We start from the raw sequence: 15,497 nt of genomic DNA on the forward strand, positions 1-15,497 counted from the left end.
TCAAACATCGGGGTTTGTGGCAGTATAAGATAAAGTTCTCGGGTGGATCCCCAATGCGTTTATTGTGCCTGTTATTTCTGTGCCTTACCGGGTGGGGAGTCAACGCCGCCCCTTTGCGCATTGCCGTAGCATCCAATTTTTACCCGACGCTGCAAACCCTTGTCGCCGAATACCCATTTCCCGTCGTACTAAGCCACGCATCATCCGGCAAGCTATATGCGCAAATAAAGCAAGGCGCGCCATTCGAACTATTTCTTTCCGCCGATATGCAGAAGCCACGCAAACTGGTTGAGCTAGGGCTGGCAGAACCATCCAGTTTGGCTATTTATGCGCGTGGACAACTGGCACTGTTTGCCCCTGGCATAGAACGTCTAACCTCACTTCAACAGGTATTCACAGCGCAACAATCACCAACAATTGCCATCGCTAATCCCCGATTTGCCCCTTACGGCGCAGCAGCACAATCATTCTTGTTTAAACATGCCAGTAAAAAGTCGGATATGTATAAACTTGTTATGGCAGAAAATGTATCGCAGGCACTGCTTTATGTCGCTTCCGGCAACGCAGATGCCGGTCTGGTAGCCTATTCCCAGCTAATAGATAAAACCGATATCCCCTCTTCACAATTTATGCTGTTACCCGAGACGGATTACCCCGCCATAGAACAAGGAATAGTTATTCTTAAAAATGAAAACACTGAAAAGGGCAAACAGTTTTATCGTTTTATCTTTAGCGCGGCGACTCAGTCTCGTTTGACCAAGCTTGGCTATTTAATTCCGGAGTCATCACCATGACACTGACAACGGCAGACATGGATGCAATTTGGCTGACGATCAAGCTAGCCAGTATCGTGACCCTGATATTGCTAATGATTGCTACGCCCCTAGCACTATGGCTGGCGTTTACCCGTAGCCACTTGCGTGTATGGGTGTCCTCATTCGTTGCCTTGCCATTGGTATTGCCACCAACGGTGCTGGGATTTTATCTGCTGATAGGAATGGGGCCGGAAGGACCTTTGGGCCAACTGACCCAAACACTTGGCATCGGTTTATTACCATTTACCTTTGCAGGTTTGGTGATTGCATCGCTTTTCTACTCCTTACCCTTTGTGGTTCAACCGATTCAACAGGCGTTTGAACAAGTGGGTCAACGCCCTTTGGAAGTCGCGGCAATCATGGGCGCCAGTCCGATGAAACGCTTTATCTCAGTGCTGCTGCCGCTAAGTATGCGGGGATTTCTCAGCGCCGCAATTTTGGGTTTTGCTCACACTGTGGGCGAGTTTGGGGTGATTTTAATGATCGGTGGCAACATCCCATCCGAAACCCGGGTATTGTCGATTCATATCTATGATCAGGTTGAAATGCTCAATTACGCCCAGGCACACAGCTTGTCGGCACTGCTGCTGTTGTTTTCATTTTTTGTGTTATTGATCGTGTATAGCATGCAGCCGGTGCGTCTTACCGGAGGTGCACGTGCTTGATATTGATATCTGTGTGAGACAAGGCCGCTTCCAGCTCAACATTCAAACTTGCATAGCCGACACCGGGATCACTGCCATTTATGGTCCTTCCGGTTGCGGTAAAACCACCTTATTGCGCGCCATTGCCGGCCTAATGCCGATACAGACCGGTTCCATTCAATTCAGACAAGTTTGTTGGCACGGCCAGCGAGACAGCATGCCAGTGCATCGCCGCCGCTTAGGTTATGTTTTCCAGGAGAATAGCCTGCTTCGTCACCTGAATGTTGCGCAAAACTTAGCATTTGCGCAGCAGCGCCAACCCCAATTAGATACAGGCTACCAGCAAGAGCTGATTGAATTGCTGGGGCTGCAGGAGTTACTGAAGCGTTATCCAACAGAATTATCCCTGGGTGAGCAACAACGGGTAGCTATAGCCTGCGCGCTACTATCGAAACCACAACTCTTGTTGATGGATGAGCCATTGGCATCGCTGGATAGCGAACGTAAGCAGCGCATACTGCAACACCTGAAACACCGCAGTGAGAATTTTAATCTACCCATACTTTACGTCAGCCATCATTTGGGTGAGATAGCAACGCTGGCGGATCATCTGCTGATTATCGAAGACGGTGCGCTAATCAAGCAGGGTCCAGTCAACACCGTCATCAATGCCATGGCTAAACCGGCATTAATCACGGTAGAAGACTGATTATTCCTGTTGGTTTATAAGACTGGCTGGCATGCTTTGCAATTCGCTAGCTTAGGCAACGTGAGTTCACGCCACTGCCCCGCAAGCCCGTCGATATGCTGAATTTTGCCGATATGAATCGTACCCAGCCCACAAATTAATTTAATTACCTCTAACGCCTGCATACTGCCAATGATGCCAACCAAGGGGGTCAACACACCATTCTCTGCGCACCCCGATTCTGTATCACCGAAAAGCTGGCTGTAACAGCCATAGCAGGGTGCGTTCGCCGCTGGAACAAAACTCATTACCTGCCCTTCCATGCGAATAGCGCCGCCGGACACCCAGGGTTTATTCGCAGCCAGCGCTGTACGGTTAATCTGTTCTCGCACTGCACGATTATCGGTACAGTCCACCAGCAAATCGGCCTGACCCAACAACTCCGCTAACAGGGCTTCATTGGCGAATTGGTCATAAACATCCAGACGTAAATCCGGATTCAGCGCCCGTAATAAGGTTTGCGCGGCGCACACCTTGAGCTGTTCTAGATGCGCCTGATTGAACAGAACCTGCCTCGACAGATTACTTCGCGAAACCGTATCGCCGTCGACCAGCGATAAATGCCCGACACCAGCCGCAGCCAGCATCTGCGCACAACTACAACCAAGCCCCCCCATTCCAACTATCACCACATGGGCATTGAGCAACTTTTCCTGGCCGTCTAAATCCATGCCCGGCAGGGCAACTTGCCGTGCGTAACGCATCGCCTGACTCTCGCTGAGTTGTTGCACTCTTCACTCCAGACTTAATATGTATGCCATCCCAATTACCCGACCTTGTAACACCCCATGACTGATCTGACAATCAACACCTTGGCGTAAGTTAATCAGCAGATCGCCGGTCTGTAATAGGGTAAAGTATTCCTATTAGTTTCACAGCGGGTTACCGAGTACCTTCATGCTAGAAGATAGTTTTGGTCGTCAGTTTCATTATTTACGTCTGTCAGTCACTGACCGCTGCAACTTTCGTTGTGTTTACTGCCTGCCTAATGGCAATACACCAAGCCTGCATCAGGATTTATCTCTGGCGGAAATTCATACGCTCGTCAGCGCCTTTGCCCGGTTAGGCACCCGCAAAGTACGTATCACAGGCGGTGAACCCGCACTGCGCAACGATTTGGCTGACATTATCGGCTTATGTCATCAGAGCAAGGGCATTGAGCAGGTTGCATTGACTACCAACGGCTTTAATCTGGCGAAAAACGTGCAACGTTTCCAGCAAGCAGGACTCAATGCGGTCAATATTAGTATTGATAGCCTCGATCCCCGTCAGTTTGGTGCTATTACCGGGCAGGATAAATTATCTCGCGTGTTGCAGGGCGTTGATGCCGCGATAGACGCCAGCATTAGCAACATCAAAATCAATACGGTGATGCTGCGCCAGTTCCGCATGACAGACTGGCAACCGTTACTGCAATACATTCAAACCAAGCCGGTCACCTGGCGGTTTATCGAGCTGATGCAAACCTCCGACAACCGCGCCTTTTTCGAAACACAACATCTAGGCGCGACCAGTCTGGTCGACCAACTTAGTCAACTCGGCTGGCAACCGCTTGATCGTGCAATCAATGCAGGCCCGGCCGAGGAATACACCCATCCTGACTATCTTGGCCGCATTGGCGTTATCCGCCCCTATCGACCGGGTTTCTGTGACAGCTGTAATCGTCTGCGTGTTTCGTCTAATGGCCAGTTACATTTATGTCTGTTTGCCGAACGCGGAGTAGATTTGCGAGACGCGTTAAGAGCGGAAGATACCGATGCCACCTGTGCACTGATCAAGCAGGCCATCAAAACCAAACCCGAAACCCACGCCCTGCATAGCGGACAAACTGGCGCCACGCGCCATTTTGCGATGCTGGGTGGGTAACCTAATCAAACGACAAAACGAGAATAATATGAGTCACACCGAAAGCGCATTTGTGCCCCTTAATATCGCGATAATGACCATTTCAGATACCCGCACAGAGGACACCGATACGTCAGGACGTTATCTGGCCACCGCCGCCACCGATGCTGGCCATTTCGTGGTCGCCAAACATATCGTACCCGATGATATCTACCAAATCCGCGCTTTGGCATCAGCACACATTGCCAGCCAGAATATCCAGGCGGTATTGATGACCGGCGGAACCGGTTTCGCCGGCCGCGACTCAACTCCGGAAGCAATGGCGCCATTATTCGATAAACAAGTGGAAGGCTTCGGTGAGTTATTCAGACAGGTGTCGGTGGATGACATTGGCTCTTCAACCATTCAGTCCCGCGCATTGGCCGGACTGGCTAACGGCACCATTATTTTTTGTATGCCTGGCAGCAGTGGCGCATGTAAAACTGCCTGGCAGCATATCATCGCCGAACAATTAGACGCGCGCCATCGGCCCTGTAACTTTGTTGCAAATCTGAAAAAGCCTGCCCAATGAGTACGTTTACCCATCTGGACCAACATGGTCAGGCCAATATGGTCGACATCAGTGATAAGCCGGCAAGCATACGCGAGGCCAGTGCGCGGGGCTTTGTGAAAATGCAGCCTGCGACACTACACATGATCGAACAACAGCAATTAGCCAAAGGTGATGTGCTGACCACCGCGCGCATCGCCGGTATTCAGGCAGCCAAGCGATGTGGTGAGCTTATTCCTTTGTGTCATCCGCTGATGCTGAGCAAAGTCGCCGTAAACTTTGAACTGGACCCAGCCAATCATAAGGTGTGGATTACGGCCAGCTGCAAATTAACCGGTAGCACCGGGGTGGAAATGGAAGCCCTTACCGCGGTTAGTGTGGCGGCGCTGACCTTATTCGACATGTGCAAAGCCGTCGACAAACACATGCAGATTGGCGGAATTGAAGTGATGAGCAAATCCGGCGGCAACCACGGTGAGTGGACACGTGATGCAGATTAATATCCGCTTTTTCGCTTTGCTGCGTGAACAACTGGGCTGTGAACATATCGAATTTGACTATCAGGGTGAGCGTACGATTGCTGCCCTGCGCCACACTCTCGCTGCCCACGGCGACGCCTGGTTGGCATTAATCAATGGCAACACTCTGGCGGCTATCAATCACACCCTTTGTCAGGATCACGCAATCATCTCAGAGGGCGATGAAGTCGCGTTTTTTCCACCTGTGACAGGGGGTTAAGTTGATCTTGATTCAAACAGAAGATTTCGATGTCGGTGAGGAATACCGAGCACTGCAGCAGGCCAGCCCGGGTTGCGGTGCAATCGTCACGTTTAGCGGTATCGTGCGCGACATGGCAGGCCAGCAACGGGTCGATGCGCTAGTGATTGAACACTATCCGGGCATGACAGAAAAGTCACTGCAAAGCTTATGTGAACAGGCCCATCAACGCTGGACGTTAGGCAATATCCGCATTGTTCACCGAATAGGACAGCTAGCTGCAGACGCGCAGATTGTGTTTGTGGGTGTCAGCAGTCAGCATCGGGCGGAAGCATTCGCCGCCTGTGAGTTTCTGATGGATAACCTGAAAACCACCGCGCCCCTTTGGAAAAAACAGCTTAGTGGTGACACACAGCATTGGCTGGAAGCGAAATCCAGCGACGACATTGCCGCCAGCCGCTGGCATAAACAGGCTAAATAGCCCGCAGATATGCATCGAACGGTTCAATCCATACCGTTTCACCAGCCGCCACATTGCCCCGCTCACGCTCTAACACGATAAAGCAGTTAGCGCGGCTAATGGACGACAGTACCCCCGAGCTTTGATTGGGCAACGCCGTTACCTGCCATTCACCATTCGGGTCCTGGGTACAAATGCCACGCTGAAAATCCGTCCTTCCCGGTTGCTTCTTCAGCCCTGCAGAGGCAGTAGCTTTTAATCGCATGGGCAACTGTTGTTGTTGGCCGCTCATGCGACGCAGCGACGGCAATACCAACTGGTAAAAGGTCACCATGGCAGACACCGGGTTACCCGGCAGCCCAAAGAACAGGCTTTGCGGCAAACGCCCGAACAGCATTGGCTTGCCGGGTTTAATCGCCAGCTTCCAGCTATCGATATCACCCAACTCTGCGAGAATTTGCCCCACAAAATCCGCTTCACCGACCGACACCCCACCGGAGGTGATGATCACATCGGCGTCAGCATCGGCGCGCAATAACGCGTTACGAATCGCTGCAGGATCATCGGCAATCAATCCCAAATCCAGTACCTCGAAGCCAGCTTGCTGCAACAACGCGCGCAGCGCCGGGCGGTTGGTATCATAGATGCAACCATCGGGCAGGCTTTGGCCCGGTAAGCGCAATTCATCACCGGTTGAAAACAGTGCCACAGTCGGGGTGCGCCACACAGTTACCGTCTCAATGCCAATAGAGGTCAGTAAGCCAATATCGATGGCGCTTAGCTTATGCCCAGCCGGCAGAACCACCTGACCACAGCTAATATCGTCACCGGCGCGACGTACAAACTGCCCGGCCGTCGCCGCCTGTTGAAATTGCACAGACTCACCCGTGCGCGCAGCCTGCTCCTGCATCACCACCGCATCGGCACCCGCTGGCATTTTAGCGCCTGTGGTAATACGGATACATTCACCCGCGCTGACACACAAATCGCTGGGTTGTCCGGCTAACGCTTTGCCAATCAAGCGTAATGATGCCCCCGACACCACATCGGTGGCACGAACGGCATAACCATCCATTGCCGAATTATCAAAGCCAGGTACGTTGATAGGGGAGTTTACCGGTGTTGCCAGTACTCTGCCCACTGCCTCCCCGAGTGCAATCTCGATGAACGCATTTGGCAGCGAAACCAGATTATCCAGGCGCTGTTTAGCCACCTCCAGAGACAATAGTCCATTGGCATCACACGCTGCTGTCATTTTCGACTCTCCGCAATTCCGTCTCTATCGTGAGCATACACACCGACAAATAGCACTACAAAAAAGGGCATCGTTAAGATGCCCTGTTGCGTTTTATTCTACCGTCACGGATTTGGCCAGATTTCTCGGCTGATCCACATCGGTGCCTTTAATCACCGCTACATAATAGGACAGTAGCTGCAATGGCAGGGTATAAATCACCGGTGCAATCATATCATCCACATGCGGTACGTTAATCACACGCATGGTGTCATCGCTGACGAAGTTGGCATCACGATCGGCGAACACATACATGATACCGCCACGGGCGCGCACTTCTTCCACGTTAGACTTGAGTTTTTCCAACAACTCATTGTTTGGTGCGACCACAATGACCGGCATTTCATCATCGATCAATGCCAACGGTCCGTGCTTCAACTCGCCCGACGCATAGGCTTCGGCGTGAATATAAGAAATTTCTTTGAGCTTCAGCGCACCTTCCATCGCAATCGGATATTGGTCGCCTCGACCAAGGAACAACGCATGGTGTTTATCTGCAAACTCTTCCGCCAGGCCTTCAATCTCATTGCTCAGAGATAATGTCTCTTCCAGCTTGGCAGGCAGTGCATGCAGTGCTTTTACCGCAGCATCGCGGGTAGCATCGCTCATGCCGTTAGCCTGACCTAACGCCATCGTCAGCATCAATAAGCCGGTTAACTGGGTGGTAAAGGCTTTGGTCGATGCCACACCGATTTCCGCACCTGCCATGGTCATAAATGCCAGATCTGATTCACGTACCAGCGAAGAACCCGGGACGTTACAGATCGTCAGGCTGGCCATATAGCCTTGCTCTTTAGCCAGGCGCAAGGCCGCCAGCGTATCGGCAGTTTCACCCGATTGAGAAATCGTTACCAGCAGGCTGTTTGGGTGTACAAACGACTTGCGATAGCGGAATTCGGAGGCAATCTCAACGTTACAGGATACATTGGCATACTGTTCCAGCCAGTAACGCGCAACCATGCCAGAGTGATAACTGGTACCACAGGCAATAATCTGCACGTGTTTGACCTTAGCGAGGATTTCATCCGCATTGGGACCAAAAATATCTGTGTTCAGACCGGTGTCGGTTAAACGCCCTTGCAGCGTATTGCGCACCACTACTGGCTGCTCGTGAATCTCTTTGAGCATATAGTGACGGTAACCCGCTTTATCACCGGCGTCGTGCTGGATGTTTGACTCGATCACTTCACGCTGGACTGCATTACCGTCTTTATCGAACACCGATACGGTGGTTCGGGTGATTTCTGCAACGTCGCCCTCTTCGAGGAAAATGAAACGACGCGTCACAGGTAACAGCGCTAACTGGTCGGACGCAATAAAGTTTTCACCAATGCCCAGTCCAATAACCAATGGCGAACCTGAACGAGCCACCACTACACGCTCCGGATCCTGCTTGTCCATTACCACAGTGCCATACGCGCCGTGGAAGGTTTTCACCGCTTCCTGTACCGCCGCCAGCAAGCTATGGCCTTTGTTAAGCATGCTATCTACCTGGTGGGCAATGGATTCGGTATCAGTATCTGAACTAAAGGTGTAACCCGCTTCGCGCTGTGTAGCTCTAAGGGACTGATAATTCTCGATAATACCGTTGTGTACTACGGCTACGCGTTCACCAGAAAAGTGTGGATGCGCGTTAGCTTCCGTCACCCCACCGTGGGTTGCCCAACGGGTATGGGCAATGCCGACACTGCCACGTACCGGGTTTTGCGCAATGGCATCGGCCAGCTCCTGAACTTTACCGGTACGACGCACGCGGATCAGCTCCTGCTGATCGTTCAGCAATGCTACGCCGGCTGAGTCATAGCCGCGATATTCCAGACGGCGCAAGCCCTCTAAAAGGATTTCTACTACGTTGCGCTCAGCGACCGCACCTACGATTCCACACATAACATTACTCCGTTTCTTTGCCAGAGTGGTTGGCGCACAGCACCGTCACTCGTTTAGATTCAATACTTTGTTTCGCAACTGGCGACAATTGAGAATCTGTCACCAGCACATCGATATGGTTCCAGCCCAATTCCAGATTGGGCATTTTTTTATCCAGCTTATCGCTGCCAGCCATCACCACCACTTTACTGGCCACATCCGCCATCACCCGGGTCAGACCAAACAGTTCATTATAAGTGGTGGTACCGCGTTCGGTATCGATACCCGAAGCACCGACAAACGCCAGATCAAAATCGTACTCACGTAAAACACGCTCAGCCATTTTGCCTTGCAGCGAGCGGGACGTGGCATCCCATGTGCCACCTGTCATCAGTACCGTTGGTTCAGATTCCAACTCCACCAGTTTACTGGCCGCCTGTGGGGAGTTGGTCATAATGACCAGCCCTCTGCGCTTTGCCAGCAAGGGTATTAGGGCGCCAACGGTGCTACCACCATCGAGTACAATCCGTGCGCCATCAGGTATTAACTCCAACGCACACAGTGCAATTTCATTCTTTCGGTTCGGAACTTCATGGTCCGCTACGTCGACGGGTGCAATGTTGCTACCTTCGACCAACTGAGCACCACCATAGCGACGCACCAGCAAGCCCTGCTTTTCCAGTACATTGAGATCCTTGCGCACAGTAACTTCAGAGGTTCGCATCGCTTGGGCGAGCGAATCCACTGACACCTGATGTTCAGACTGGAGCTTAGCGAGAATAAATTGGTGGCGTTTGGTAGCGTCTCTCATTTCGTTTTGAAACTTAACTTCGTTTCGAAGTTTCATTTTCCTGCACACAGCTTTCGTAAGCAATCTTTTTATTCGAAATTCGAGTGAAATTCCAACAAAAAAGCCATACATAGGTATGGCTTTTTATACTTCAAATTGACATTTAGTTTCGTTTTTTCGGTCGCTGCCAACCATCAATGTTGCGCTGCTTACCCCGTGCCACCGCTAGTTGACCGTCCGCGACACTACTGGTGACCACAGAGCCAGCCCCTACCGTTGCCATGGCGCCGATGGATACAGGTGCCACCAACGAAGAATTAGAGCCAATAAAGGCACCATCACCGATTTCGGTTTTTGATTTGTTTACACCATCGTAGTTACACGTAATCGTGCCTGCACCGATATTTGCGCCCTCACCAACTACAGCATCGCCAAGGTAAGTTAAATGATTGGCTTTGGAGCCCTTACCTAATACAGATTTCTTCATTTCAACGAAATTACCGACCTTGGCTTTGTCATGCAGCACTGCGCCGGGGCGTAAGCGCGCAAACGGGCCAACATTGCACTGTGCTGCCACATTCGCATCTTCGATGATGCTATTGGCTTCAATCACACTACCATCGCCAATCACCGCGTTTTTCAGTACACAATTGGGTCCAATCACCACATTGTTACCCAGGCTTACTTTACCCTCGATAATCACGTTGATATCGATAACCACGTCTTCGCCATGGGTTAATTCACCACGCAAATCGAAACGAGCTGGGTCGCGCAACGTCACCCCTGCCAGCAATAAATCCTGTGCATGCTCTATCTGATAAGCACGCTCTAAGCGACTCAGCTGCAGACGGTTGTTAACGCCTTCCACTTCAATCGCACTGCTGGGATGCGCAGCCTTAATGGTTTTGCCCTGTTCGGCAGCCATACCAATTACATCCGTCAGGTAGTATTCGCCTTGCGCGTTATTATTCGATAAGCCCGATAACCAGGCTTTCAGATCGCGCCCAGCCATAATCATCATGCCGGTATTAATCTCGCGAATTTGACGCTGCGCATCGGTTGCATCTTTATGTTCAACAATCGCGGTAATGTTATCGCCGTCACGAATAATGCGCCCCATACCCGTTGGATCATCCAACTCGACAGTCAGCAACGCGATATCCGCTTGTTGTTTCACTTTTAATAATTGTTCTAACGTTTCGCGCTTAATCAATGGTGCGTCGCCGACCAAAATCAACACGTCTTCATCGTCACCGATAGCCGGGACAGCTTGCTGCACCGCATGGCCCGTTCCCAGTTGCTCTGCCTGCAGGCACCAATTGAGATCATTGTGTGCCAACGCTGCTTTCAGCTGGTCGGCACCATGGCCATAAACCAGATGAATATTATCCGCACCCAGTTGCTGTACTGTGTCGATAATATGCTGAACCATCGGCTTGCCTGCCAGGGGATGTAATACCTTTGGCAGCGCTGAACGCATGCGGGTGCCTTTACCGGCTGCCAGAATCACAACTGAAAACGCCATATCAAATCCTTAATTCCTTCACTCTGGGTATGTTATCAATTTCTGGCGTGGATGCAGCCAGAATATTTTGGAAATGCCGATGCCTGTGGCACACTCTGTTGGAATTTTAATCAGGAAGGATTCGAGGGACGCGTGAGACGCTATCGCTTAACCAAGCAGGCAGGCATTGTTTTCGTGTTATGTCTGATTTTGTGCGTTGTCATTGCTTCCATCCTGTTCGTGCGCAACATGGCGGCCAATCAAAGCCAGCAGCAGCAACAATCCATCTCCCCCGTATTTACCCTGGTCGAAGAACAGCTGATCGCGCCGTTGCATATAGCCAAAACGCTCGGCACCATCGGCATCTATGACGAGTTTTTCGCCTCAGACACACCCGATGAAAGCCAGGTCGTTGCTGCCCTGCAAAATTACGCAAAGTTATTTAATCTGGAATTCTATCTGGCCCACGAGGGTAGCCGAAAACAATATAATTCAGATGGAACCGTATTCGATCTTATTCCCGGTGAAGTGTACTGGTATTTTGATTTTAAAGATCGTCCGTTGGATGTGCAGGCAGTATTGGGCAAACAGGCCGATGTACACCTTTACATCGATGTTCGTCAAACCGGCATCAACGGTGAGTTTCGTGGCTTCGCAGGAGTGGGCAAAGGACTGGGTGAGTTTTTACAGGCCTTTGAACAATTTCGTCAAAAATATGGGCACGAGTTTGTGTTTGCCAATAATCGTGGCGAAATCGTACTGTCATCCCGCCATGAGCTGCTGCCAGAAAACCTCGAATTCAAATCCCTTAGCCAACTGTCCTGGTATGCCCAGTTTGAGCAGTTAGCCAATACCAGCGAAGACAGAAGTCATCTGGTCAACAGTTCGGGTGGTGACCTGCTTATTTCAGAATTCACCTTAGAAAGCCTGGATTGGCGACTTTTCATTGTGACACCGCTGGCACCGCGTCAGCATGCGGCCAGTAAAGCGTTTATGTTATACGCGCTACTGACCATGATAGGTCTGATTGTGCTGTTTAAACTGATTCAGAAGATCCTCTCGTTGTATTACCAGCAATTATCCAACCGGATTAATATCGATCCGCTGACAAATTTACCTAACCGCAGCCAACTGGAACAATACTTCGCGCAGATTCGGCCAGATTGCCGGGAGATCGCGTTGATCGTCGTCGATATCGACAACTTTAAACAAATCAACGACACCTATGGGCACAATGCGGGCGATCAGGTGCTGTTAAATATCACCCGCCTGTTCAGTGAGAATATGCAGGCAGAGGGATTATTTGGTCGTTGGGGCGGCGAAGAATTTTTATTCATTTTACCCGAGGCAAATCACCAACACGCAATGGAGGTGGCAACGCGTTGTTGTGTCGCCTTGCAGCACCATTCCACCGAACTGCCCAAATCCCGGGTCCGGGTTACCGCCAGTTTTGGCGTCAGCCATAGCCGTCGCAGCGATGACGGGCTGAGCCTGCTGTTTGAACAGGCCGATCAGGCCATGTACCAGGCCAAACGTAACGGACGCAATCAGGTTGTCAGCGCAAATATCAACTCCCGAAGCGACGGCTCCCGAAGCGACGGCTAAGCACACCTTGCAATCGGCGACTACGGTTAAGGGCAATACCCGCCAAGATCATTGCGCCGCCAGCAAAGGTCAGCGCAGAAATCTGTTCACTCACAAATAACACGCCCCATAAGGTACCAAATACCGGTACCAGATAGGTTACTGACATCGCTGTTGTAATGCCCTGCTCGGCCACCAACGAGTAAAACAAGATATAAGCAATGCCTGTACAGCCAATTGCCAGCATAGCCACCTGCCACCATTGGGTATAACTGATCGGCTGCGTTGGCCAATATGCTAATGCAAAGGGTAAAAGTGCCAGCGTGGCATAAAACATACTGCCGACAGCAATTTGTAGTGATGGCAAGTCCTGCAAATGACGTCGGGTGAAATTCGCTGACCAACCGTATAGCCCGGTGGCGCACAGTGCCGCACCAATCGCATAAAGACTGTCCTCACCGGTACCGTGAATCTTACCCGCCGCTAACACCACCACCCCGGCAAACCCCATAATCAAGCCCGCAATTGCAGACAATCCCAGAGTTTCCCGTAGCCACACAAAGCCGATTAGCGCAGCAAAAAACGGCGCACAGGCATTAATGATTGAGGTATAGCCTGCACCGAGCTGAGGAGTCGCCCATGCAAACAGACAAAACGGAATCGCGGTGTTGGTTAAACCCAGAATACTCAGGTGCTTCCAGTGCTGCAGACATCCTTTCACTGCGCGGCGCTGAATAATGACAGGTAACAGCACCAATACGGCTAAGCCACAACGTAAGAAAATCAGCGCAAATGGACCCAATTCAGCCCCGGTTTCACGCATAAACAAAAACGAACCGCCCCATAATGCGCCGAGGAGCAGCAATTTTAATTGCCAGCTAAGCTTCATGCCTGTTCCAAATCCAGCAAATATTGTTTGCGCGTTAAGCCACCCGCGTAACCCGTCAGGGTACCATTGGCACCAATCACCCGGTGGCACGGCACCACAATACTGATCGGATTTTTACCATTTGCTGCGCCCACGGCCCGCATTGCATTTGGGTTACCCAGTTGACAGGCCATTTGACCGTAGGTGCTGGTTTCTCCATAACCAATCGTCTGCAAAGTCTGCCAGACCCGCTGTTGGAAAGGCGTCCCTTGCGCGGCCAGTGGCAGGGAAAAATCACGACGCTGACCGGCAAAATATTCGCTTAATTGCTTGACCGCGTTTGAGGTCAACGTACTGGGACGCTCTAAAACATGCTCGTCGGGATCAAACCAGATAGCGCATATACCGTTCTCATTGGCATCCACCCGCATCAGTCCCAGTGGACTGAGCCAAAATTCGTAATTCATGCCAGACTCCACAATTGTAAGGTCAGATAACTTCGCCAAGGAGAGCAGTTCGCCGCATTCACTCCAAGGTGCTTAACCTGTTTTTTTATCACTAAATCATTCTCCAACCAGATATCCGGCTCACTGCATCCCCGTAACATCACATACTGACGAGTCCACGGACCAATGCCTTTAATCTCACACATAGTTGCCATGATTTGTTCTTCGCTAGCCGACGCGGCCAGGCTGGCAAAATCCCGCAGGGCGCGCTTTCTTGCTTCTGGCATCCTTAGCTGTTGGATATCACAGGCCAATACCTGTTGCGGGGTCGGAAATCCGCTACAGGGCATACACAAATTAACCAATTGATTCAGTAGCTTAACTGCCGCAGTTAATGACACCTGCTGACCTAAAATTGCGCGGCATCCCGCTTCGAACACACTCCAGACGCCAGGTATGCGTACGACATCCTGCAATGCCATATCCTTCAGCCCCGCGTGTTGCAGCGCCTGGCGAATAATATCGCTGGGGGCATCGCAATCCAGTACGCGTCGCACATTGGCCAACATCGCCGGCAATGTGGTTGCATCCCTTAACATCAGCATCAGTTGAAAGCCATTCTTCTGCGGGTCATAGGTGGCTGTTAGCGTGACCACATCATCTCCGGCACGGACAACCCGTTGATAACTGTTATCAGTCACCGTTTCCACTGCACTTACCGCACGTTTTGCCAAAAACGCCCGCACGAACGGCCAGTGATAACCCGCACTGCAGGATATAAACAGATGAACTGCATCTGCTGGAAGGTTTTTTTCAGTGCGGCACTGACTGGGTGTCAGCGCAAATCGACGCTTAAACTGCTGTTGCAGACCACGGGCCGCCGAAAACCCACAAGCCAGTGCAATCGCATCAATACTCAACGCTGTTTGCTGTAACAATTGTTTAGCCAACAGCAAACGTTGATTGATCTGATATGCTTGCGGCGACAGTCCTACATACCGCTGGAACAGACTTCGCAAATAACGCTCACTAATACCCAGCCTGGCTGTCAAATCAGACAGGGTTTGCTCAGGCTGGTTACGCAGCAGGCGCAAGGCCCGTTGCACTGTTGTTTGATTACCCAACCAGGCATAAGACTGCGGCGCAGCATCCGGGCGGCAGCGCAGACAAGGGCGAAATCCCGCCTGCATGGCTTGTTCCGGCAAGGGGTAATAGCGCACGTTGTCTTCTTTAGGTAAGCGCGCCGGACAAATCGGCCGACAGAAAATCCCTGTGGTTAACACCGCCACCACAAATCGACCATCGAAGCGCTTGTCCCGCGATAGTCTGGCCTGTTGGTACTGTTCCAACACATCACACTCACACT

Annotated in this window: 17 protein-coding genes; 9 read left to right on the forward strand and 8 right to left on the reverse strand. The window is 51.3% G+C overall.

Going from position 1 to position 15,497, the window contains the following annotated elements; all coding sequences use genetic code 11:
• Positions 1-53 precede the first annotated feature (53 nt).
• From modA to TK45_RS13900, 3 genes are read left to right on the forward strand one after another with little or no spacing between them, the layout of a single operon-like run.
• On the forward strand, positions 54-794 hold the full coding sequence (gene modA, locus TK45_RS13890) for a molybdate ABC transporter substrate-binding protein (protein ID WP_131259443.1): 741 nt from the start codon (positions 54-56) through the stop codon (positions 792-794).
• The gene (gene modB / locus TK45_RS13895; RefSeq protein ID WP_131259444.1) at positions 791-1,480 is read left to right on the forward strand and encodes a molybdate ABC transporter permease subunit; all 690 of its coding nucleotides are present in this window, start codon (positions 791-793) and stop codon (positions 1,478-1,480) included. The genes modA and modB overlap by 4 nt, the downstream gene beginning before the upstream one ends.
• Positions 1,473-2,168: an ATP-binding cassette domain-containing protein gene (locus tag TK45_RS13900; protein WP_165490793.1), complete on the forward strand. Its 696-nt coding sequence runs from the start codon at positions 1,473-1,475 to the stop codon at positions 2,166-2,168. The genes modB and TK45_RS13900 overlap by 8 nt, the downstream gene beginning before the upstream one ends.
• 14 nt (positions 2,169-2,182) lie before the next feature.
• Here the strand turns inward: TK45_RS13900 and TK45_RS13905 are convergent, their stop codons facing one another.
• Positions 2,183-2,938 carry a molybdopterin-synthase adenylyltransferase MoeB gene (locus TK45_RS13905; RefSeq protein ID WP_131259446.1) on the reverse strand — a complete coding sequence of 252 codons (756 nt, stop codon included), beginning with the start codon at positions 2,936-2,938 and terminating at the stop codon, positions 2,183-2,185.
• A gap of 166 nt (positions 2,939-3,104) precedes the next feature.
• Between TK45_RS13905 and moaA the strand changes: the two genes are divergently transcribed.
• Genes moaA through TK45_RS13930 form a run of 5 tightly spaced genes read left to right on the forward strand, consistent with a single transcriptional unit; the run spans position 3,105 to position 5,800 of the window.
• Positions 3,105-4,073, forward strand: coding sequence for a GTP 3',8-cyclase MoaA (gene moaA, locus TK45_RS13910; RefSeq protein ID WP_131259447.1), 969 nt, complete (start codon positions 3,105-3,107; stop codon positions 4,071-4,073).
• A gap of 28 nt (positions 4,074-4,101) precedes the next feature.
• Positions 4,102-4,623 carry a molybdenum cofactor biosynthesis protein B gene (gene moaB, locus TK45_RS13915; protein WP_131259448.1) on the forward strand — a complete coding sequence of 174 codons (522 nt, stop codon included), beginning with the start codon at positions 4,102-4,104 and terminating at the stop codon, positions 4,621-4,623.
• The gene (gene moaC / locus TK45_RS13920) at positions 4,620-5,102 is read left to right on the forward strand and encodes a cyclic pyranopterin monophosphate synthase MoaC (RefSeq protein ID WP_131259449.1); all 483 of its coding nucleotides are present in this window, start codon (positions 4,620-4,622) and stop codon (positions 5,100-5,102) included. Before moaB ends, moaC begins: the two co-directional genes overlap by 4 nt.
• Entirely contained in the window at positions 5,092-5,340 is a 249-nt protein-coding gene (moaD, locus tag TK45_RS13925; protein ID WP_131259450.1) for a molybdopterin converting factor subunit 1, read from the forward strand. Before moaC ends, moaD begins: the two co-directional genes overlap by 11 nt.
• A gap of 1 nt (position 5,341) precedes the next feature.
• On the forward strand, positions 5,342-5,800 hold the full coding sequence (locus TK45_RS13930) for a molybdenum cofactor biosynthesis protein MoaE (RefSeq protein WP_131259451.1): 459 nt from the start codon (positions 5,342-5,344) through the stop codon (positions 5,798-5,800).
• On the opposite strand, the gene moeA is transcribed toward TK45_RS13930, so the two are convergent.
• The 4 genes from moeA to glmU all read right to left on the reverse strand — a co-directional run bounded on the left by moeA (position 5,793) and on the right by glmU (position 11,254).
• Positions 5,793-7,034, reverse strand: coding sequence for a molybdopterin molybdotransferase MoeA (moeA, locus tag TK45_RS13935; RefSeq protein WP_131259452.1), 1,242 nt, complete (start codon positions 7,032-7,034; stop codon positions 5,793-5,795). The genes TK45_RS13930 and moeA overlap by 8 nt on opposite strands.
• A 93-nt stretch (positions 7,035-7,127) precedes the next feature.
• Positions 7,128-8,960: a glutamine--fructose-6-phosphate transaminase (isomerizing) gene (gene glmS, locus TK45_RS13940; protein ID WP_131259453.1), complete on the reverse strand. Its 1,833-nt coding sequence runs from the start codon at positions 8,958-8,960 to the stop codon at positions 7,128-7,130.
• 4 nt (positions 8,961-8,964) lie between these two features.
• A complete protein-coding gene (locus TK45_RS13945) occupies positions 8,965-9,750 on the reverse strand; it encodes a DeoR/GlpR family DNA-binding transcription regulator (protein WP_131259454.1) in 786 nt (261 codons plus the stop codon).
• Between the two features lie 142 nt (positions 9,751-9,892).
• Positions 9,893-11,254, reverse strand: a complete 1,362-nt coding sequence (gene glmU, locus TK45_RS13950) for a bifunctional UDP-N-acetylglucosamine diphosphorylase/glucosamine-1-phosphate N-acetyltransferase GlmU (protein WP_131259455.1) — start codon at positions 11,252-11,254, stop codon at positions 9,893-9,895.
• A 51-nt stretch (positions 11,255-11,305) separates the two neighbouring features.
• Between glmU and TK45_RS13955 the strand changes: the two genes are divergently transcribed.
• Positions 11,306-12,838: a diguanylate cyclase domain-containing protein gene (locus tag TK45_RS13955; protein WP_131259456.1), complete on the forward strand. Its 1,533-nt coding sequence runs from the start codon at positions 11,306-11,308 to the stop codon at positions 12,836-12,838.
• Here TK45_RS13955 and TK45_RS13960 read toward each other — a convergent pair.
• From TK45_RS13960 to TK45_RS13970, 3 genes are read right to left on the reverse strand one after another with little or no spacing between them, the layout of a single operon-like run.
• Positions 12,801-13,706 carry a DMT family transporter gene (locus TK45_RS13960; RefSeq protein WP_131259457.1) on the reverse strand — a complete coding sequence of 302 codons (906 nt, stop codon included), beginning with the start codon at positions 13,704-13,706 and terminating at the stop codon, positions 12,801-12,803. The two genes, TK45_RS13955 and TK45_RS13960, sit on opposite strands and share 38 nt — an antisense overlap.
• Positions 13,703-14,152, reverse strand: coding sequence for a methylated-DNA--[protein]-cysteine S-methyltransferase (locus tag TK45_RS13965; protein WP_131259458.1), 450 nt, complete (start codon positions 14,150-14,152; stop codon positions 13,703-13,705). Before TK45_RS13965 ends, TK45_RS13960 begins: the two co-directional genes overlap by 4 nt.
• Positions 14,149-15,483: a DNA-3-methyladenine glycosylase 2 family protein gene (locus tag TK45_RS13970; RefSeq protein ID WP_131259459.1), complete on the reverse strand. Its 1,335-nt coding sequence runs from the start codon at positions 15,481-15,483 to the stop codon at positions 14,149-14,151. The genes TK45_RS13965 and TK45_RS13970 overlap by 4 nt, the downstream gene beginning before the upstream one ends.
• Between the last annotated feature and the right edge of the window lie 14 nt (positions 15,484-15,497).

The organism is Bowmanella sp. JS7-9 (genome assembly GCF_004329715.1).
Taxonomy (GTDB): Bacteria; Pseudomonadota; Gammaproteobacteria; order Enterobacterales; family Alteromonadaceae; genus Pseudobowmanella; species Pseudobowmanella zhangzhouensis.